The organism is Sphingomonas sp. UYEF23 (assembly GCF_040546165.1).
Taxonomy (GTDB): Bacteria; Pseudomonadota; Alphaproteobacteria; order Sphingomonadales; family Sphingomonadaceae; genus Sphingomonas; species Sphingomonas glacialis.
This window is the reverse complement of the sequence record NZ_JBEPNG010000007.1, coordinates 224,929-243,744: the sequence shown is the minus strand read 5'-3', so window position 1 is coordinate 243,744 and position 18,816 is coordinate 224,929. Positions and strand designations below refer to the sequence as shown.

Annotated in this window: 16 protein-coding genes and 5 pseudogenes; 14 read left to right on the top strand and 7 right to left on the bottom strand. The window is 60.8% G+C overall.

All coding sequences use genetic code 11. The features are described from left to right. Positions 1–90: 90 nt before the first annotated feature. Positions 91–1,008 (bottom strand): ATP-binding protein, encoded by a 918-nt coding sequence (locus ABIB28_RS14250; protein WP_354288778.1) that lies wholly within the window; start codon positions 1,006–1,008, stop codon positions 91–93. A 93-nt stretch (positions 1,009–1,101) separates the two neighbouring features. Next, positions 1,102–1,731: pseudogene (locus ABIB28_RS14245) on the bottom strand (PAS domain-containing protein); the annotation flags it as partial. Between the two features lie 97 nt (positions 1,732–1,828). On the opposite strand from ABIB28_RS14245, the gene ABIB28_RS14240 reads away from it, so the two are divergent. From ABIB28_RS14240 to ABIB28_RS14220, 5 genes are all read left to right on the top strand, one after another. Beyond that, on the top strand, positions 1,829–2,137 hold the full coding sequence (locus ABIB28_RS14240) for a hypothetical protein (RefSeq protein ID WP_354288777.1): 309 nt from the start codon (positions 1,829–1,831) through the stop codon (positions 2,135–2,137). Next, positions 2,130–2,366 carry a hypothetical protein gene (locus tag ABIB28_RS14235; RefSeq protein WP_354288776.1) on the top strand — a complete coding sequence of 79 codons (237 nt, stop codon included), beginning with the start codon at positions 2,130–2,132 and terminating at the stop codon, positions 2,364–2,366. Before ABIB28_RS14240 ends, ABIB28_RS14235 begins: the two co-directional genes overlap by 8 nt. Positions 2,367–2,449: 83 nt before the next feature. After that, positions 2,450–3,433, top strand: a complete 984-nt coding sequence (locus ABIB28_RS14230) for a P63C domain-containing protein (protein WP_354288775.1) — start codon at positions 2,450–2,452, stop codon at positions 3,431–3,433. 31 nt (positions 3,434–3,464) lie between these two features. Continuing rightward, complete coding sequence (locus ABIB28_RS14225) at positions 3,465–4,340, top strand: IS1 family transposase (protein WP_354288774.1); 876 nt, start codon at positions 3,465–3,467, stop codon at positions 4,338–4,340. A 332-nt stretch (positions 4,341–4,672) separates the two neighbouring features. Beyond that, positions 4,673–5,209, top strand: a complete 537-nt coding sequence (locus tag ABIB28_RS14220) for a helix-turn-helix transcriptional regulator (RefSeq protein ID WP_354288773.1) — start codon at positions 4,673–4,675, stop codon at positions 5,207–5,209. A gap of 58 nt (positions 5,210–5,267) precedes the next feature. Here ABIB28_RS14220 and ABIB28_RS14215 read toward each other — a convergent pair whose 3' ends face one another. Beyond that, positions 5,268–5,741, bottom strand: a complete 474-nt coding sequence (locus tag ABIB28_RS14215; RefSeq protein WP_354288772.1) for a PAS domain-containing protein — start codon at positions 5,739–5,741, stop codon at positions 5,268–5,270. Positions 5,742–5,922: 181 nt separating this feature from the next. Here ABIB28_RS14215 and ABIB28_RS14210 point away from each other — a divergent pair, with 181 nt between their 5' ends. From ABIB28_RS14210 to ABIB28_RS14200, 4 genes and pseudogenes are all read left to right on the top strand, one after another. Continuing rightward, positions 5,923–7,311, top strand: coding sequence for an HWE histidine kinase domain-containing protein (locus tag ABIB28_RS14210; RefSeq protein ID WP_354288771.1), 1,389 nt, complete (start codon positions 5,923–5,925; stop codon positions 7,309–7,311). Between the two features lie 11 nt (positions 7,312–7,322). Then, positions 7,323–7,664, top strand: coding sequence for a response regulator (locus ABIB28_RS14205; protein WP_354288770.1), 342 nt, complete (start codon positions 7,323–7,325; stop codon positions 7,662–7,664). A gap of 339 nt (positions 7,665–8,003) precedes the next feature. Then, positions 8,004–8,144: pseudogene (locus tag ABIB28_RS18520) on the top strand (IS3 family transposase); the annotation flags it as partial. 57 nt (positions 8,145–8,201) lie between these two features. After that, positions 8,202–8,635 (top strand): annotated as a pseudogene (locus tag ABIB28_RS14200) (transposase); the annotation flags it as partial. Between the two features lie 73 nt (positions 8,636–8,708). On the opposite strand, the pseudogene istB reads toward ABIB28_RS14200, so the two are convergent. Both istB and istA read right to left on the bottom strand, forming a co-directional pair. Then, positions 8,709–9,506 (bottom strand): annotated as a pseudogene (istB, locus tag ABIB28_RS14195) (IS21-like element helper ATPase IstB). Then, positions 9,503–11,032, bottom strand: a complete 1,530-nt coding sequence (gene istA, locus ABIB28_RS14190) for an IS21 family transposase (RefSeq protein ID WP_502958247.1) — start codon at positions 11,030–11,032, stop codon at positions 9,503–9,505. The pseudogene istB and the gene istA overlap by 4 nt, the downstream one beginning before the upstream one ends. Before the next feature lie 163 nt (positions 11,033–11,195). On the opposite strand from istA, the pseudogene ABIB28_RS14185 reads away from it, so the two are divergent. Both ABIB28_RS14185 and ABIB28_RS14180 read left to right on the top strand, forming a co-directional pair. Then, positions 11,196–11,744: pseudogene (locus ABIB28_RS14185) on the top strand (integrase core domain-containing protein); the annotation flags it as partial. Between the two features lie 740 nt (positions 11,745–12,484). Then, positions 12,485–13,720: a malonyl-CoA decarboxylase gene (locus ABIB28_RS14180; protein ID WP_354288769.1), complete on the top strand. Its 1,236-nt coding sequence runs from the start codon at positions 12,485–12,487 to the stop codon at positions 13,718–13,720. 1 nt (position 13,721) lies between these two features. Here the strand turns inward: ABIB28_RS14180 and ABIB28_RS14175 are convergent, their stop codons facing one another. Both ABIB28_RS14175 and ABIB28_RS14170 read right to left on the bottom strand, forming a co-directional pair. Then, positions 13,722–15,245, bottom strand: coding sequence for a carboxylesterase/lipase family protein (locus ABIB28_RS14175; protein ID WP_354288768.1), 1,524 nt, complete (start codon positions 15,243–15,245; stop codon positions 13,722–13,724). After that, entirely contained in the window at positions 15,242–16,837 is a 1,596-nt protein-coding gene (locus ABIB28_RS14170; protein ID WP_354288767.1) for a malonate--CoA ligase, read from the bottom strand. The genes ABIB28_RS14175 and ABIB28_RS14170 overlap by 4 nt, the downstream gene beginning before the upstream one ends. Before the next feature lie 52 nt (positions 16,838–16,889). Between ABIB28_RS14170 and ABIB28_RS14165 the strand changes: the two genes are divergently transcribed. The 3 genes from ABIB28_RS14165 (at position 16,890) to madM (ending at position 18,807) form a co-directional block, all read left to right on the top strand. Next, on the top strand, positions 16,890–17,564 hold the full coding sequence (locus tag ABIB28_RS14165; protein WP_354288790.1) for a GntR family transcriptional regulator: 675 nt from the start codon (positions 16,890–16,892) through the stop codon (positions 17,562–17,564). Between the two features lie 123 nt (positions 17,565–17,687). Then, positions 17,688–18,053, top strand: coding sequence for a malonate transporter subunit MadL (gene madL, locus ABIB28_RS14160; protein ID WP_354288766.1), 366 nt, complete (start codon positions 17,688–17,690; stop codon positions 18,051–18,053). Further along, positions 18,046–18,807 carry a malonate transporter subunit MadM gene (madM, locus tag ABIB28_RS14155; RefSeq protein WP_354288765.1) on the top strand — a complete coding sequence of 254 codons (762 nt, stop codon included), beginning with the start codon at positions 18,046–18,048 and terminating at the stop codon, positions 18,805–18,807. The genes madL and madM overlap by 8 nt, the downstream gene beginning before the upstream one ends. Positions 18,808–18,816: the final 9 nt, after the last annotated feature.

Genomic DNA, 18,816 nt, shown 5'->3' with positions numbered 1-18,816 from the left:
CGCTGGGATGAACTGCTGCCATGGAATTGGCAGTCGCCGAACGATCAAATGCTCGCGAAAGCCGCTTGAGGCGCGGCCTCTACGCCACGCTTACTTCCCTACCGTGCTGCAAACCCGAACGCCGCCCTCCGATTGTTTTGCAAAACCATAGACCTGCGCCATGCCAAGACCCGACCCTTTACCAACGTCTTTGGTGGTAAAGAACGGTTCGAAAACCTTAGCCTGAACCTCGGGCGGCATACCCACGCCAGTGTCAGCGACCGGAAGGCAGACATAGTCGCCAGTCAATTCACTCCCGACCACGTTCGTGTTTGCGGCGGTGACCGTAATTGTGCCACCATCTGGCATCGCATCGCGCGCATTCACGCGGAGGTTGAGAAGGACCAACTCGAGTTCGGCCGGGTCGATGCGAACCGGCCATAGGCCGTCTTCGAAGCGCGTCTCGACATGCACGTCCCCGCGCAAGGTCCGATCCAGCAGTTCGCTCATGCCGTCAATCTGGCGGGGCAGCTCTACCGTCTCCGGGGTCAGAGGCTTGCGTCGCGAAAAGGCAAGCAGCTGACGTCTGAGCGCTGCGCCCCGTTCGACAGCGTTACGCATACCCTCCATCAGCCGCTCGCGCTTCTCAAGATCAGCACGCTCGAACAGATTCAAGCCGCCTGATATAACCATCAGAAGGTTGTTGAAGTCGTGCGCCACTCCACCGGTGAGCTGACCGATCGCCTCGATCTTTTGCGCCTGTCGCAAATGCTCTTCTGTCTCGGCAAGCCGCTGCTCATCGCGCAGCCGATCGGAGATGTCGTGGGCGAACATATAGGCTCCGATGCGTTGCCCATTAGCATCGCGTAGCACGTTGAATTTCATCTCATAGTAGCGACGCTCAAGGGCGGGATCTCCTAATGGCTCGGCAACCGTGAACTCCTCGCCGGCGAGCGCACGCTCCCACACTGCTAAAATCTTGTCATGATGCTCAGACCGGCTGTCGAACAGTTCCCTGTGGCGCGACAATCTAGATGGGAAGCGCGTCAATCAGGATGAGGATCGTGAGGGGCTGCGGCGGCGCAGGGCGTAGCCCGGAGCCGACGTAGCCCCTCACGATCCTCATCCTGGTTGTCGCGCGTTCTCATCCAGATCGCCGCGCCGCAGTTCCCTGATGCTGTCGCCCACCTGAGGCCGGATATCGTATATTCGCTCCAGTTCGTCGGCGCTGGCGCGGTTGATCGCAAGAAACCGGCAGTTAGTATCGAGAACCTGAATGAAGGCGTCGGTAGTCTCCACGACACTGGCAAACACCCTGCGTTCCGCCAACGCGTTCGCCACGCGCTGTTCGAGTTGCTCGTTCAACTCGCGCATCCTTGCTTCGCTTTCGCGTAAAGCCTGTTCTGCAACCCGTTGCTCCGTTACGTCGGTATGAACGCTTACCCATTCAACGATCGATTGTGTGGCATCCAACCGAGGGACCGAGCGGATCGAATAATCTCGCCACTGACCATCAAATCGTCGAAGACGATGTTCGAAAACGAAGGTCCGCTTATGCAATACGGCGTCACGCCACGCCGCAATAGTCGGTTCGATGTCATCGGGATGGACAGCCTTGGTCCAGCCAAAGCCGCGATATTCAATGGGCGATTGGCCAGTAAGAGCCGTCCATCCGGGCTGCTCGCCATCCATTTCACCGTTGGCATCATTCGTCCACAAAATACCCTGTACCGCATCGATCGCCACGCGGAAGCGATTTTCGGTAGTGTCTCAGTTTGAATTTTGACGGATCGACTGTCGCATCCGGCGCTCGTCTGCGATATGCTTAGCGCAAAGCATGGAGGCAAAGATGGAAGTGTTTCGTAATCAACAGTGGCTCGTCACCGATGAGGGAATCGATCGGGCGGACGGGCAATCATCCTACTGGATCGGGATTGGCCGTGTCTTTGAGAGCGACGATTATCCTGGACCGCCAAAGCTGTACAACTGGCCACCGCACATGGCCAAAAAGATTTGGGTCAATGTCGGCATGTTCAACGAGGCGTTTGAACAAGCTATCAGGTTCCAAGCCGATCGGGGCAGCATCGCTGTTGATGAATCTATGCTCGCAGCGTCCTATGCAGAAGCGGATCGTCTCAGGGGCGCTCGTAATGCCTAAAGGCCCCAACGGAGAGAAGCGCCCCGCCGACGCGATCGGCCTTGCGGTGATGATCGGTAAGATCGCCACGGGGGAGATTGAGGACACGCGCGAGGGGTCTAGCGCCGCCGCACAACTCGGCTCGCTGGGAGGAAAGAAGCGCGCGGCCAATATGACTCCGGAGCGGAGGGCGGAGATCGCCAAGGCAGCAGCCGAAAAGCGTTGGGGAAATCCGCCGAAGCAAGCATAGCTCGCACTCTAATTCTTTTTGCTTGCTAATCGAGGCCAGCAAGCAGAGTTTTCCTCTATGTAGCAAGCATGGAGCGATTCGTAATGTCCGACACCCCTCAGAGTAAAGGCGGCAAGGCCCGCTCAGAGTTGCTCGCGCCCTCAGAGCGTCAGCGGATTGCGCGGGCCGCGGCGAAGGCTCGATGGGATGAGCCTTGTCCAAAAGCCATCTTCGGCGAGCAGGACAAACCGATTCGGATCGCTGACATCGAGGTGCCATGTTACGTCCTTGATGATGGGCGCCGCGTGATAACGATGAACGGAATGATGGATACATTCAGCATGGCAAGAGGAGGGGCCATGGTGAAGGGTATGAATCGTTTGGAGCTTTTTGTGTCCCGTGGGCGGATAAAACCGTTTGTTTCCAAGGATTTGCACGAGCGAATCGCTAAACCAATTCGTTTTCGCATTGGCAGAACAACGGCGTACGGTTTTGACTCTGATACTTTAATCGATTTGGCAGAAGCGGTTATACAGGCCGACAATGCTGGGACGTTACAAAAGCAGCAGGCCGGAATTGCGCATCAATGTCGGGTCATTACTTCGAGTTTGACACGCATTGGTCTTATCGCCTTAATTGATGAGGCTACAGGCTATCAGACCAACCGGGACAAAGACGAGCTCCAGCAAATTCTCACGGCGTACCTTCTTCCGGAGCATCGGCCCTGGATGGAGACAATTCCTGTTGAATTCACCAACGAGATATATCGAGTTTACGGCTGGACGCGCACGGCAAACAATCGTGGACCTCGATATGCCGGGAAGCTGATCCGAAACCTGATTTATGAAAAGCTTCCAAAGCCGGTTCTTCCGGCGTTGGATGAAATGAACCCCACTAACGCCAAGTACCAGCGGAAGCACCGGCACCACCAATTCTTGACAGAGAAGCAGGGCCTAGATCACTTTCGCACTCAAGTTATCACGGTGATGACACTGCTCCGGATTTCTAAAAATAAGGGCGATTTTAACCGCCATCTTGTGTCGTATTTCGGGTCGCAAATGTCGTTTGATTTCGATGATGCTGCTTGACCCTAAGCACAAAAGTTCATATAGAAAATGTATGAACAAGCTCTCTCTCGCCAAGCGCACTCAAATCCTCGCCATGCTCTGCGAGGGTTCGTCCATGCGTTCGATCAGCCGCGTTGTAGACGTATCAATCAACACGGTCACGAAGCTGCTGGAACAGGCTGGGGAAGCCTGCCTCGCCCTCCACGACGAGACGGTCCACAACGTGAAGGCGAGCCGCATTCAGTGCGACGAAATCTGGTCGTTCTGCCACGCCAAGCAGAAGAACGTAGCGACTGCCAAAGCTGCACCGGAAGGCGCTGGCGACATGTGGACGTGGACCGCGATTGATGCGGACACGAAGCTGATCGTCTCCTACCATGTCGGTAGCCGCTCCGGCGAAGATGCCATGGTCCTTATGGACGATCTTCGCGCTCGTCTCGCTAACCGCGTCCAAATCACGACGGACGGTCACCGCGCCTATGTCGAGGCCGTCGAGGGGGCGTTTGGCGGCGACGTGGACTATGCGCAGCTTGTGAAGCTATACGGCCCGACCGCAAGCGCACCGGGCCGCTACAGCCCAGCCGAATGCACCGGGATCAAGAAAATCCGCCGCGAGGGCAACCCGGATATCGACCACGTATCGACTAGCTATGTCGAGCGCCAGAACCTCACGATGCGCATGTCCATGCGCCGCTTCACGCGCCTCACCAACGCCTTCTCAAAGAAGTTCGACAATCACGTCCATGCGCTGTCGCTCTACTTTGTGTTCTACAATTTCTGCCGCATCCATAAGACGCTTCGCATGTCGCCAGCTATGGCGGCGGGCGTCACTGATCGGCTCTGGTCGCTAGACGATGTGCTGGCGCGGATTGACGCAGACGCCCCCACCCCTAAAGCTCGTGGACCATACAAAAAGCGTGAGAAGTGATCCGGCGTTAACCGGCCCTTCATCACGAGAATCTAAAGGGGGAACCGAAAGGTGTTGACAGATGTTCACGACCTACTAGTTTCAGGAGGCGGCGCTGGCTAGGCCCCGCCACCCTAGTAAGGCCATTGAAGCGGTCGTTCAGCACGCGGAGGAACTGGGATGGCGTTGGAACAAGCTAACGGGTCATGGATGGGGCGAACTGCTTTGTCCGCTGGCCGACCGCGACGGATGCCGCGTATTCATATATACCACGCCTCGTAACCCCGAGCTATCGGCGCGCAGTTACATGCGAGCCGTAACCCGGTGCGAGTGCGCTCAAAAGGAGAACTGTGATGAAGGTGCATGAATTCACCATCATTGCGTCCGGCTTGAATCCGGACACGCATGATCTTGCCAATGTCTTTTTTGAGGCAGGCTGCGATGACGCAGCGCTGTCGTTTCAGAAAGGGATGATCATTCTAGAATTTGACCGAGAGGCGGCAAGCTTTTCGGCGGCAGTCGTTTCGGCTTTTGACAATGTCGTCAAAGCCGGTGCGAAGGTGGAACGATTCGAGCCCGACCATCTGGTCAGCCTTAGCGACATCGCAAAGCGCGCGGGCCTAAGCCGGTCTGCGCTCACCAACTATCACAAGGGTGAGCGGGCAGATAATTTCCCAAAGCCGGTCGCTAGAGTCACATCTGAGAGCCCTCTTTGGGATTGGTGCGAGGTAGCGACTTGGCTTCACAGCCGCGACCAGTTGAGCCGGGACGACATGATCCAGGCACGGATTGTGAAAGAAGCGAATCTGGTGATCGACACCCATGAAATTCGGCCAGATCATTTTATCGATCGGATGACCGAACGAGTTCGGCAGCTCGAAGACGCGTGATACTTAGCCCCGCTACGGCGGGGCTTTTCATTTCTGCACTAGATTTCAAACTGAGACACTACCCGATTTTTTCCGAAGCCGCAAGGGCGGCTGATGCCAAGCGGCGGTCGGTCACATCGACGCACGCACCCGTCATCATGGATGGTCGGCCATCTGGGCCGAGCGAGGTCTTGCCGCGATCGTATAGCCAGCGCACCTCGCCATTTGGACGCACTACGCGGAATTCTCCGCTGAAATCGACACCGGTTGCAGCACATGCTTCACATGCGGCGATCACTAAAGCGCGGTCATTAGTGTGGACCATCGCAATAAAGTTTTCGAGACTTCGAGCGGTCTCGCCTGGGGGCAACCCGAACAATCGATCCAACGCATCATCCCAGATCAACACGTTTGTGCGGATGTTCCAGTGAAACGTGCCTGACTCACTAGCATCGATCGCCGCACGAAGCCGCGCCTCGCTTTCGCGGAGCGCAGTCAAGACGTCCGTCTCGCCTTCCTGCTGTATAAAGGTCGGCTTGCCTGGTTCCGTCACGTCCCAAACTCCTCCTAGCCACTGCCATCGCGCCAAATAAGAACATTCTAAGCCATTTTCATAAGATTGAAAATTGATATGCTACCGCCGATGACCTGCAGGAGTGGCGTCACACCGCGCGGCTTGTGCTACTACTAAATCAGAAGGCTTGGCCGGGGGGTTACGCCATGAGCGGAGCGCCATGATTCAAACTCGCAGCTCTCGTATTCTCGACCGCATCATCATCTGGTCGCTCGATTACCCGCTCTCGCCGACCGCGCGGTATCTGGCTGCCACGCTTGTCGTATTGGTCGTTGGCGTTGCGCGGGCGACCTTCATCACGTCGCTCCTCCCGTGGCTGCTGTTCATCCCTGCCGTTCTACTTATCGTGCTGATCCTCGGGGAAGGGCCGGGCATGTGGGCCGGCCTCGTTGCAACGGTGCTCGCTGCGGTGACAATCGGCTCTCGTGGTGAGCGAGCATGGCTTACGGGGGCGCAATGGGGTGCATCCGCACTGTTTCTCCTGGTCGCACTAGGCGTCGCGCGGATCACCGGGGAAGTGCGAGCCGCGTTCCATCGAACCCAGATGCTCATGAATCAGCTTGCTGAGCGAGAGTCCTTCCTGTCGGGCGTACTCGCGAGTTCGACGGACTGCATAAAGGTGCTCGATCTCGACGGTCGCCTCACCTTTATGAGCGAGGGCGGCATGAAGATCATGGAGATCAACGACTTTACAACGGTCGAGGGTTGTCCGTGGCCGGGATTTTGGCAGGATGCTGGCAACGGCGATGCCATCGCTGCGATTGTTGCCGCACGGAACGGGCAGACCAGCCATTTCGTCGGCAAAGCCGACACTCTGGAAGGCAACTCTCGCTGGTGGGATGTATCGGTGTCGCCCATACCAGGTCGCGACGGCCGACCTGAACGCATCCTCTCCGTCTCGCGTGATGCGACGGCCTTGCTCAACGCTCAGGAGCAGCAGCGGCTGCTCAATGGCGAGCTAGGGCATCGTCTCAAGAACGTGCTGGCGCTTGTTCAGTCAATCGCCAATCAGACGTTCCGGCAGGCAGACAGCATGACGGACGCAAGCGCGGCGTTTGCAGCCCGGCTGGCGGCGCTGGGGAAGGCTACTGATGTCCTGACCGTCACGTCATGGCAGACAGCAACGCTGCGCGCTGTAGCCAGCGCTGGCCTTACGTCGGTTGACGGCTTGGCAGAACGCGTTTTCGTCGATGGCCCCGAGGTCATTTTAAGCTCGCAAGTTGCCTTGGCACTCACGCTCACCCTTCATGAGTTGACCACTAACGCGTGCAAATATGGGGCACTGTCAAACGACACGGGGTCAGTGCAACTGACGTGGGAAAATGAAGCGGGAGAAAATCACGGCCCCGATTGTTTCACCCTTCTATGGCAAGAGGTTGGTGGCCCGCCGGTTGTGAAGCCGGTACGTCAGGGTTTCGGCTCGAAAATGATCGAACGTTCGTTGCGGTCGTATTTTCGTGGCGAAACCTCGCTCATCTTTGATCCCACGGGTGTGATTTTCAGGATCGGAGCACCGCCTTCCGAAACTAGCACTAATCAAGATAAGTAGACCTGCAGGATATGAATGCCGACCCGCGACAAGCAATTCTCATCGTCGACGATGAAGGCTTAATCCGCTTCGATCTGGTTGATTTCTTCCAGGACGCGGGGTTTTGCGTGTTCGATGCTGCGACCGCCGGCGATGCGATCACGATAATGGAAACGCATCCATTGATTCGCATCGTCTTGACCGACATAGATATGCCAGGGTCGATGGATGGAATGAAACTCGCGCATTATGTGCGTGATCGCTACCCCCCAACGCTACTGGTGATCGCCTCGGGGGCAGTTACGCGACCCTTGCCGAACTTCCCAAGGGCGCGATCTTTATCCCAAAACCGTTTGATCCCCGCTTCGTGCTAAGTGCCATCCGACGAGCGATCTAAGTCACACAGGGTTAAGCGAACTGGCAGGGTCACCTTATGACCGAACACACTGACGCAGTGCTGCTCTCAGAACACACTTCCTTTCACCACGGCTTTGAGACGGTTGACGGGCTACGTTTGCATTATGTCACGACCGGCCGGCAGGATGCCGAACCACTAGTGCTGCTCGCTGGCTACCCCGAAAGTTGGTTCGCTTGGCGCAAAGTGATGCCGCCTGGCAGGACGCTTCTGCTGGTGGCCGTTGACCTTCCGGGGCAGGGCGATTCTGAACCGCCCCGGGTTTGTCGGAGGCTCCAACTCCTGAGAAGGTGGAGCCATGACGAGCAAGACGACCAATAAGTTTGCGCCCGAAGTCCGCGAGCGAGCGGTGCGGATGGTTTTCGATCACGAGCGGGATCACCCGTCCAGGTGGGCGACCGTGGTATCGATAGAGGTGGTTCGAGGGATCTGCACAGCGGGGATGCGTGGATTGCCGATCTTACAGCGACCATGCTGGCCGCGAGCAGGAGGCAAGATGAGCAAGCGACCGCGCCGGAACCACAGCCCAGCGTTCAAGGCCAAGGTGGCATTAGCTGCCGTGAAGGGCGAGAAGACGCTGGCGGAGTTGGCGCAGCAGTATGACGTGCACCCGAACCTTATCAATCAATGGCGGTCACGGCTGCTGGACGGTGCGGCGGACGTATTGCGGGCGGACCCGGCACCCGTTGAGCCGGCAGTCGATATAACGGTGCTGCACGCGAAGATCGGCGAGCTAACGCTGGCGAACGATTTTTTGGCCGGTGCGCTCGGGAAGGCAGGACTGTTGCCGAGCGCAAAGCGATGATCGACCGTGGTCATGCGCTGCCGCTGGCCGCCCAGGCGCGACAGCTCGGCATCAGCCGCGGCAGCATCTACTATCTGCCGCGGGCGGTATCCTCGTCCGACCTGACGATCATGCGGCGGATCGACGATATCGCTGTAGCGCGTCAACTAGGATGAGCGCCAGCGGGTGCGATGATGGTCGTCTAATCGCCGCTGCGCGTCAACCGGGGTCGGTAATTGTCGCGCGCGTATCGGGCGTGGTTGCGGTCCTGGCCTCGGCGGTTTTGCGCCGATAGCTGGCGGTATTCATTTCGAGGATGATGGCATGGTGAACGAGCCGGTCGATTGCGGCGACCGTCATGGCGGGATCGGGGAAGATGGCGTCCCAGGCGCCGAACGGCTGGTTTGCGGTGATCATGATCGAGCGGCGTTCGTAGCGCGCGCTGATGAGCTCAAAGAGAACCGAGGTCTAGGCCTGGCTTTTCTGGACGTAGGATAGGTCGTCGAGGATCAGCAGCCGGTATTTGTCGAGCTTCTCGATGGCAGCAGCCAGGCGCAGTTCCTGCCGCGCGGTCTGGAGCTGCTGGACAAGATCGGTGGTGCGCGTGAACAGGACGCGGTGCCCGGCCTCGACTAGGGCGTTGCCCAGGGCTGCGCTCAGATGCGTCTTGCCGACCCCCGGTGGGCCGAACGCGAGGATATTGGTACCGGTATCGAGCCAGCTATCTCCTTGGGCGAGCGCCGTGATCCTGGCACGGCTGATCATCGGGACCGCTGCGAAGTCGAACGTATCGAGCGTCTTGCCGACCGGCAGACGCGCCTCGGCGAGATGCCGAGCGGTTCGGCGGTTGGCGCGTTCGGCAACCTCGTGCTCGAGCAGCGTGGCGAGCGTGCGCGCAGCAGGCCAGCCCTCGGTGTCGGCGGTCGCACCGATGTCGGGCCAGAGTCTGGCGACGGTCGGCAGGCGAAGGGTTGTGAGTAGCAGCGGGAGCCGCGCGGTATCGGTGGTGATGGTCATGCCACCAACTCCCCGCACAGACCGCCGAGCAACGGATCGTAAATACTGGCGTTCGGCATCTCGATGTGGATGGCGGGCACCGAAGAAGTGGCAGGTGTGAAGCGTGCGCGGAGATTTTTGAGGTCGGGCAGTTCGCCAGCGTCGAGCAGCACATCGAGCGCGGCTGCGAGATCGGCTTCGACGCCCTGGTCATGGGCCAGCGCCAGCAGGCCGACCATGGTCCGCGCCGCCTCGCGGGTCGACTGGACCAAGATCAGCGCGTCCCAGGCGCGGCGATAGGCGGTGTGCGGCCAGAGCGCGTCGCGATACGTCAGGTCTGCCAGCGCGCCGGACTTGGCGCGCAGCGAGCCGATGACGGGCCGATAGTCGACGATGTGCGTGGTCGTGCGTCCAGCCTTCTTCGATGGAGCCCGGCCGCGCGGCAGCGTCAGCAGATGCGCGGCACCGAGATAGGCGTCGATCCGGTCGTCATGGACGCGCAAGTGAAGCCGGTGTCCGATCAGCCGGGATGGCACGGTGTAGAAGGTGTGGCGGAACGAGAAACCCGACGAGTTGGTGACGCGCACGCTCGCTTCCTCCCAGGTCGATGGTGCCGATGGCGGTAGCGCGCGCAGATGTGCGCGTTCGATCTCGATGGCGTCGGCATGACGCCGGTTGTGCTCGGCAATGACCCCCGCGACGAAGGCGCGATACGCGTCCAGCGTCGCAAAGTCGTATGAGCCGCGCAGCATCAGCGCCTGATCGATCCGATCCTTCACATGGCCATGCCGGCTCTCGATCGACCCGTTCTCGTGCGCTACACCGCGGTTGTTGCGGGTCGGTACCATGCCGTAATGCGCAACCAGCGCGGCGAAGCGCCGGGTGATGTCGTCGGCATCGTTGGTGCACAGGTTGCGGAACGCCGCCGACAGGCTGTCGGAGCGGTGCTCGGCAGGTGCGCCGCCCAGCACGGCAAATGCGGCGGACAAGCCCGTGGCAAGCGCAGTGTAGCTCTCGCCACCAAGCACGATCTCGCCGTGCTCGAAGCCGGAATAGACCAGCGCAAAGTGATAGAGCCGGTGATCGAGCGGCTGCCCGGCGATCCGCACGCCAAGCCCGCCAAGATCGGTGAAGTCTGACAAACCCATCCGGCCCGGCGCGTGGGTCTGTGGGAACATCGTCTCCCGATCGGGTCCATGCATGGCGCGCCAGGTCCGGATCCGTCGCTCCAGCGTGCGCCGGATACCGTGATCGATCCGCTCGGGGTGGCGTCTGGCCAACTCGTGCAGGATCGTGATCGGACGAAGCGCGGGCGCTGCCTCCAGCATGGGGACGACATCTTCCTCCCAGATGCCCTCCAGCGGATCGGTCCGCGTCCGATACTCTCGCATCGCCTTGCGGGAAGATGGCGGTCGGGGGTCGCGTTCGATCCGGCGACCGGTTGCAACCGATCCACCGGCCATCGCCGCGGCGGTTGACTGCGGACGGGTAATGCGTGCTGTCATGTAGAGCCTCACTTGCTGGTCGTTGACGTGTCTGCCCGGCATCGTCCGCCTCCCTACGAAGGACAGACGTCGCCGAGCGCGACCCACAGGTGAAGCCAAAGCGATTGGTGGTCCGCTCCCGCTCGGGCTACGCCCTCCCGGAAGCGGACCACCAATCGCTCATCCTAATCGACGCTCTTGCGCTCATCGTAGTTGTCGCGCGGCAGATATCGCCGAGGTTCAGACCGCCGAAGGCAAGCTCTACCTGTTCGTCGGCATCGACCGCACGAGTAAATTCGCGGTCACCCAGCTTGTCGACAAGGCTGACAGGCGAACGGCTTGGGAGTTCCTTGAGCACCTGCTGAAAGCGGTGCCGTACCGGATCCACACGATCCTGACCGATAATGGCATCCAGTTTGCCGAGCAGCCACGCAACCGTAACACCGCCTGGTCGCGGCAGATGCGCTTCGACATGATCTGCGAGGCGAACAACGTCGAGCATCGGCTCACCAAACCGAACCACCCCTGGACCAACGGTCAGGTCGAGCGGATGAACCGCACGATCAAAGAGGCGACCGTCAAACGCTTCCATTACGAAAGCCACGAGCAGTTACGGGTGCACCTCGCCGATTTTATGGCGGCCTACAATTTCGCCCGTCGGCTCAAGACGCTCAGTGGCCTCACGCCTTACGAATTCATCGCCAAGATCTGGAAGTCAGAGCCGGACAGGTTCATCGTCAATCCGATCCACCAGATGCCGGGACTAAACACCTAGGGCGTTGGTATGTGTAACCAGCCATTGGTTCAGGTATGCTGCTCGACAGCCATGCGCGCATAGCAAATCCTGACCCTCACCTCGGGTCCGACGGTTTTGCTCGATAGATCTTGCTTTATATACAAAGGGGCCTTGGTTTGAACCTGTCGGCTCCTGATCAAGCAAGTCTTGTTTCAGCCAAAGTACCTTGGCGGCCAAGGCATCGGACTGTAACAGCAATTTGCGTTGTCGGCTCGTGTCGTCGTTCACGCGTCGTTCGACTGCTTTAAGAACGTCGGGATCCTGTTGACGAATATTGCAGTCGGATCGGGGCTGAAACTTGACTATCCGTACGCTGTCGAGCCAGAAATTCCATGTCGCGCAGCCGAGATATAGCATCGTTGTGTCCGTTTCCGAGGTCATCCACCTGATGATTAAGAGATGACCCCCATATTCGGCCGAGCGTAATCTCATCCTCGGTTATTCTACATGTCGGTCTGGCGCATGATCCGTATACAATATCTAATTTATGCGATATATGTGCATACATAACATGTCATTTTCCAGCTTTTCGCACGTTGGAATATCGACGGAAATCGCTTAGCTTCGGGTCGAATTTGATCCACGTGGCGACGACATCGGTGGAAAGGGGAAGCTCGATGCGATTGTTCAATGGTTTGCTCGAAGCCCTGTTCGCTCGGTCTCGTTGGCCTGGACGGGACCTGCTTGAGCAAACGTCCTCGGATCGCCCGGGCAAAGTTTTGGACTTGCTCGATCTGGCGGGTGAACTGCTGGCGGAGCGGAGCCAGTCATCGGGTGTTCAGCAGGGGCGGCAACTCATCCTTGCCTATCGCCACCTCGCCGACTCAAAAAAGACCGCGTTTCTGCTTGCACTGGCCCGCGGCTTCGCGCCGGATGCGGCAACGATCCGCCGAGCGCTGGATGCATATGACGCCGCACCTTCAGCGCGTGCGCTAAGCCGCGTCAGCAATGCGGCCGAGGCGCCCCGTCAGGAATTGCTGCGGCGGCTCAATCAGGCGCCGATGGCAACGGCTGCGCTGGTCGAGATGCGCGCCGACCTGCTGGCGCGGCTGTCGGCCAATCCGGATCTGCGCACTTTGGACGACGATTTCGTCCATTTGCTGCGCTCATGGTTCAACCGGGGTTTTCTCGTGATGCGCCGAATCGACTGGTCCAGCCCGGCAGACCTGCTCGAACGGGTCATCCGGTACGAGGCGGTCCATTCGATCGCGACCTGGGACGAATTGCGGGACCGGCTGCTGCCGCCGGATCGCCGCTGCTACGGCTTCTTTCATCCTGCATTGGGCGAGGAACCGCTCATCTTCGTCGAGGTCGCGCTGACCGCCACGGTGCCGGAATCGATCGGCGCGTTGTTGGAGCCGGAGCGGGGGATTTTGGAAGCTAAGTATGCGCAGGCGGCGGTCTTCTATTCGATCTCCAATTGTCAGCCCGGCCTGGCGGGGATTTCGTTCGGGCAGTTCCTTATCAAACAAGTCGTCGACGACCTTGCCGGTGAACTGCCGTGGTTGAAAACGTTCGTTACGCTGTCGCCCATCCCGGGTTTTCTGAAATGGCTTGGGCAATCGGCGCAAGCCGGCGATGGCGATGCGCGGCTGTCGCTGGCAGACGGTGTGCCCGACCTAAGCTGGTCGCGCGATGATCCGCGGACCCGATCCCGCCTGGCGCTGGCCGCGCGCTATTTTCTGACCGAACGCGACTCGCGCGGCGGGCTGATCGACCCGGTCGCGCGCTTCCATGTCGGTAACGGCGCGCGCGTCGATCGGTTATGCTGGGTGGGCGACACCAGTTCGCGGGGGATGGCACAATCGGGCGGATTGATGGTCAATTACGTGTACGATCTGCCGACGTTGCAAGCGAACCGCGACGGCTATGCGCGCAATCGCACAGTCGCGGCCGGCCCCGCCGTGACGGCGATGCTCGATCCCAAGGATGCGGTGATGCGCGCGACGGGGTAGGTCAGGCCGCCCAGAGCAGCCTTTCCACCTGATCGGGATCGCGCGCCATCACTGGCGGGTGGGCCATTATCATCGTCCGACGGCCCTTCGCATCGTACCGGTCCCAAACCGGCAGGCCTGTCGCCGTCGGCCGCCCGTTGCGCACGAACTGGACCATTGCCTGATGCACGGCATCCGCCATCGGCCGGTCGGCCGCGGACAGACCGAAGAACGCGGTGAAGCCCGGATTGGCAACATGGTCGAAGGTGAAGGGTACATCGACGACATGGGGACTGTGGCCGGCAAAAGGCCCGCCTGGTGCCGGATACGTCCATCGATAGCGGTAGACCGGCGCGCCGCGTGCCGCATGGGCTTCGGCAATGCGCTGGCATGGCATGCTATATTCCTCCGCCGTCAGCAGACGCCAATGCCGTTCGGCACCCGAAAGATCCGGGAAGGCGCGGGCATAGGCGGCATCGAGCGCGGTCACCCGCGCCATCGTTTCGTTGGACAGGCTGCGTTCCTGAAGCGAACCGGCTGCTAAGGCAGGCGGCAAGAACAGTCGGCTTTCGTCGGCGTTACTACCGATCATCATCGGTACACGCGGCCCTCCGCCAGCGCGGATTCGCGCGAGCGGAACGCTGGGAAGCGTGCGACCATCGACCATCGGCCGGAACGGGAAATTCCGTGGCCAGGCGCCGCGTGCCGCCGCCTGTGCGGCAAGGATCGCCTCGACCGGCGCCGTGGCCAGCCGCTCCGCGCCGCCCAATTTTTCGGCGAACACGCGCGCAAACGCTTGCGCCTCATCCGGCGTGTGGACCGTCTGCGCTCCCCCGCTGAACAGAGCGGCGCCGTGATACAGTCCGTCGGCCATCGGCATGCCGAGCAGCGTTCCGACGTTCTTGCCACCGGCCGATTCGCCCGCGATGGTCACACGCGCGGGATCGCCACCGAACGCCGCGATGTTCGCCCTGACCCAGCGCAGCGCGAGCACAAGATCGAGCATGCCGTTGTTCGCGCTGCCGGCGTAGGCCCGCCCAAGCAGGCCTCCGGTTTCGAGAAAGCCGAGCGCCCCGACGCGGTAATTGACCGTGACGCAAATCGTGCCGTGGGCCGCGAACCGGTCGCCGGCGGTTCCGGGATCGCCGCTCCAGCCGGTTTCGTTTCCGCCGCCATGGACATAGACCAGCACCGGATGCGGACCGGCATCGGCGGGCGCCCAGACGTTGAGTTGCAGACAATCCTCGGACATCACGCCGTCATATTTCGCCATGCCGGGAAGCTGCGGCGCGACAGCGGCGGGCCGGGTCGCATCGTAAATGTCCGGCCAGGGGGCGGCCGGTTGCGGGGCGGTGAAGCGTGCCGCGCGACCGTAAGGAATGCCGGTGAAGACTCGGATACCGCCGACGCTGCGACCGCGTATCCGGCCCTGGCGCGTCGTTATCGTCAACGCTGATGGGGTGTCCGCCACTGCCAGACCGGCGCCGCCCGCCAGCGCCGCTATCGTCGTCATCGCCAGAAACGCGCGGCGTCCGATCATCGTCATCGCGCTATCTCCTTCGCAGCGAAAAGCCCGGAATACTCTTCGCGCAATTGTTTCTTCTGGACCTTGCCCATGGTGTTGCGCGGCAGTTCCGACACGAAGACGACGCGGCGGGGTTGTTTGAAGCGGGCGATCTGCCCGGCAAGCGCGGCCAGCACGCCCGCCTCGTCCAAACCGGACGCGTCACGTTGCACGACCGCGACGACGCCTTCCCCCATGTCCGGGTGCGGCACGCCGATGACCGCGCTTTCGACCACGCCGGGGACGGCATCGAGCAGCGTTTCGACTTCCGCTGGATATACGTTGAATCCGCCGCAGATGATGAGATCCTTGGCGCGGCCGACGATGGAGACATAGCCGCGTTCGTCGATTACGCCCAGATCGCCGGTGATGAAGAAGCCATCGGATCGCAGATCCTCAGCGGTCTTCTCGGGCAGGCGCCAATAGCCCTTGAAGATGTTCGGCCCGCGCACTTCGATCATGCCCGCCTCGCCATCTGGCAGCGGGCTGCCGGTCGCGGGATCGGTGATGCGCAGCTCCACGCCCGGCAAGGGCAGGCCGACGCTGCCGGGGACACGGTCGCCGTCATAGGGGTTGGAGGAGTTCATGTTGGTTTCGGTCATGCCGTATCGTTCGAGGATCGCGTGGCCGGTCCGCACCGAGAACGCACGGTGCGTTTCGGCCGAGAGCGGCGCCGAACCCGACACGAACAGCCGGATGTTCGCGATCCGCTCTCGGGTGAAGTCCGGGCTTGCCAGCAACCGGGTGTAAAAGGTCGGTACGCCCATCAAGGTTGTCGCTTGCGGCATCAGCCGGATCAGCTCGGCCGCGTCGAAGCGCGGTAACAGGATGATCGCGCTGCCCGCCATGATCGTCACATTCGTGGCAACGAACAGGCCGTGTGTATGAAAGATCGGGAGCGCGTGCAGCAACCGGTCGTCCGATGTGAAGCGCCAACATTCCGCCAGCGTCGTGGCGTTGGAGACAAGGTTGTCGTGGGTCAACATCGCGCCCTTCGACCGCCCGGTCGTTCCCGATGTATACAGAATGGCGGCGAGATCGGTTTCCGCGACCGCGCAATCCTCGCACTGCGCCGCGTGTGCCGCCAAGCCGACCACAAGCGTCCCCGCGCCATCGGCCCCGAGCGTCAGTCGCTGCGGAACGCCGATATCGGCACATAAATCTGCCATCGCCATGTCATCCTCGGGCCGATGGATGAACAGCGTCGGTTCCGCATCGGTGAGGAAAAAGCGCACTTCGGCCGGTGTATATCCCGTGTTGAGCGGCAGATAGACGGCGCCGATCCGCATTGCGGCAAGATAGGATAGCAAAGCATTCGCCGTTTTTTCGACCTGGATGGCGATGCGATCTCCCGCTTTCACGCCCAGATTGCGGAACAGGTTTGCCATTCGGCCGCTGCGCGCCGCAGCGTCGGCATAGCTGATTGACGATCCGTCGGGCAGCACCAGAAAGGGTGATGTCGGCGCGGCCTCGGCGCGGCGCCGAAAGACCGAAAAGACGTCCTGCTCCATATATCCTGTCCCGTATTTGCGCCGGTCACCCGCGAACGAACCGCGCCCCGGCATCACGCACATCGTTGAAACAGCGGTTAGTGTATGCACGATAGCTTGCCAAGGGCTCCCTCGCATGCGAGACACACTTATGGCATCAAATGTCGAAATTCCCAATCTGCTGCTGTCCGAACGCATCCGGATCGCGCTCGCCGATGAGATCACCGCTGGCACGCTGCCGTCTGGCGTAGCGATGGACGAACAGCAGATCGGAGACCGCTTTGGCGCTTCGCGGACGCCGGTGCGCGAAGCGATCCGACAGTTGGCGGCGGTCGGTCTGGTCGAAATGCGCCCGCGCCGGGGTGCGATCGTCGCTGGCTTCACGCCCGAGCGACTGATCGAGATGTTCGAAATGGCAGCGGAAATTGAGGCGATGTGCGTGCGCCTCGCGGTCTATCGCATGACGCCGGTGGAACGGAGCCTACTGACCCAATTACACGAGGAATCGGAGGCGATGGTCGCGGCGGGGGATTTCGACGCGTACGATCGCATGAACTGGAACTTGCATCAGGTCATCTACGAAGGGACGCACAACACGTTCATCGCGGAGCAGGCGATGACCTTCCGCGATCGCATGGCCGCTTTCCGGCGGACACAGTTGCGCGAAACAGGTCGGCTGGATCGTTCGCGGGCAGAGCATGGCGAGTTGATCAGAGCCATAATGCGCGTCGATGGCGAAGAGGCAGCACGGTGCATGCGCGCGCACATGGGCAATGCCGCCATCGCGTTTGTGCGGTTCACGGCAAAATAACATCTCTTGTCGGCCGCGCCCGAGGCATGGCGCGTAGGCATTGGACGAAGACGGTCATCTTTCGAAGGCGGGCGCCGAACGAGCGGACGCGATCAGAAAAAGGCACAACGGGGGGAGAGTGAAATGGCGATCTATGGCACGGCGCTGCTTGCCCTTTGTACCTTGCTGGGCGCGTTTCTCGGCGAGGAATTCGGCATCGCGCTTCATGTGAAGGCCAATGTCGGCGGCGTCGGGCTGGCGATGCTGATGCTGCTTTTCGCCAAGGCGTGGCTAGTAAAGCGCGGCGGACCAACCCCATCAATGCGGCTCGGGATCGAATTCTGGGCGCTTCTATACATTCCGATCGTCGTCGCGATGGCGGCACAACAGAATGTCGTCGCGGCGGTCGAGGGCGGTCCGATGGTGCTGCTGACCGGGTTCGCGGTGATCGTCGTCTGTTTCGCGTTGGTCGGGCTGCTCGGCCGGGTGGCGAATCGCCAACATGATTGAGATCCTGCAGAAGCTGGCGGGCGAGCAGGGTCTGATCGTCGCGTTCGTCGCCGTCGGCGCGCTGATGCTGGTGAGTGCCTGGGTATCGCGCACCGTCACTTTCGGTCGGATCCACGCGAGCGCCCTCGCGATCGTTTGCGCGCTGTTCCTGGCGTGGCTGGGCGGGATTTATACCGGCGGCAAGAAGGGACTTGCCGACATTCCCGCGTTCGCCGGATTGACGCTGTTGGGCGGGGCGATGTTGCGGGATTTTGCGATTGTCGCGACCGCCTTCGAAGTCGATGTGGCGGAGGCACGCCGCGCCGGAATGATGGGGGTGACGGCGCTTGCGCTTGGAACCATCGTGCCGTTCGTGATGGGCGTGGCGATTGCCTGGACGTTCGGTTACCGCGATGCCGTCACGCTCACGACGCTTGGCGCCGGGGCCGTCACCTATATCGTCGGGCCCGTGACCGGCGCGGCGCTTGGCGCGTCCTCCCCGATCATCGCCCTGTCGATAGCGACCGGCGTGCTGAAGGCGGTTCTGGTCATGACCACGACCCCGTTCGTCGCCCCGCTGATCGGCCTGAACAACCCGCGTAGCGCCATGATTTTCGGTGGCCTGATGGGCACGGTGAGCGGCGTTACCGGAGGCCTTGCGGCGACCGACGCCCGCCTTGTCCCTTATGGAGCGCTGACGGCCACGTTTCACACGGGCATCGGGTGTTTGCTATGCCCCTCGCTGTTTTTCATCATCATCAGCCGCATGCTGTAACATAATCAG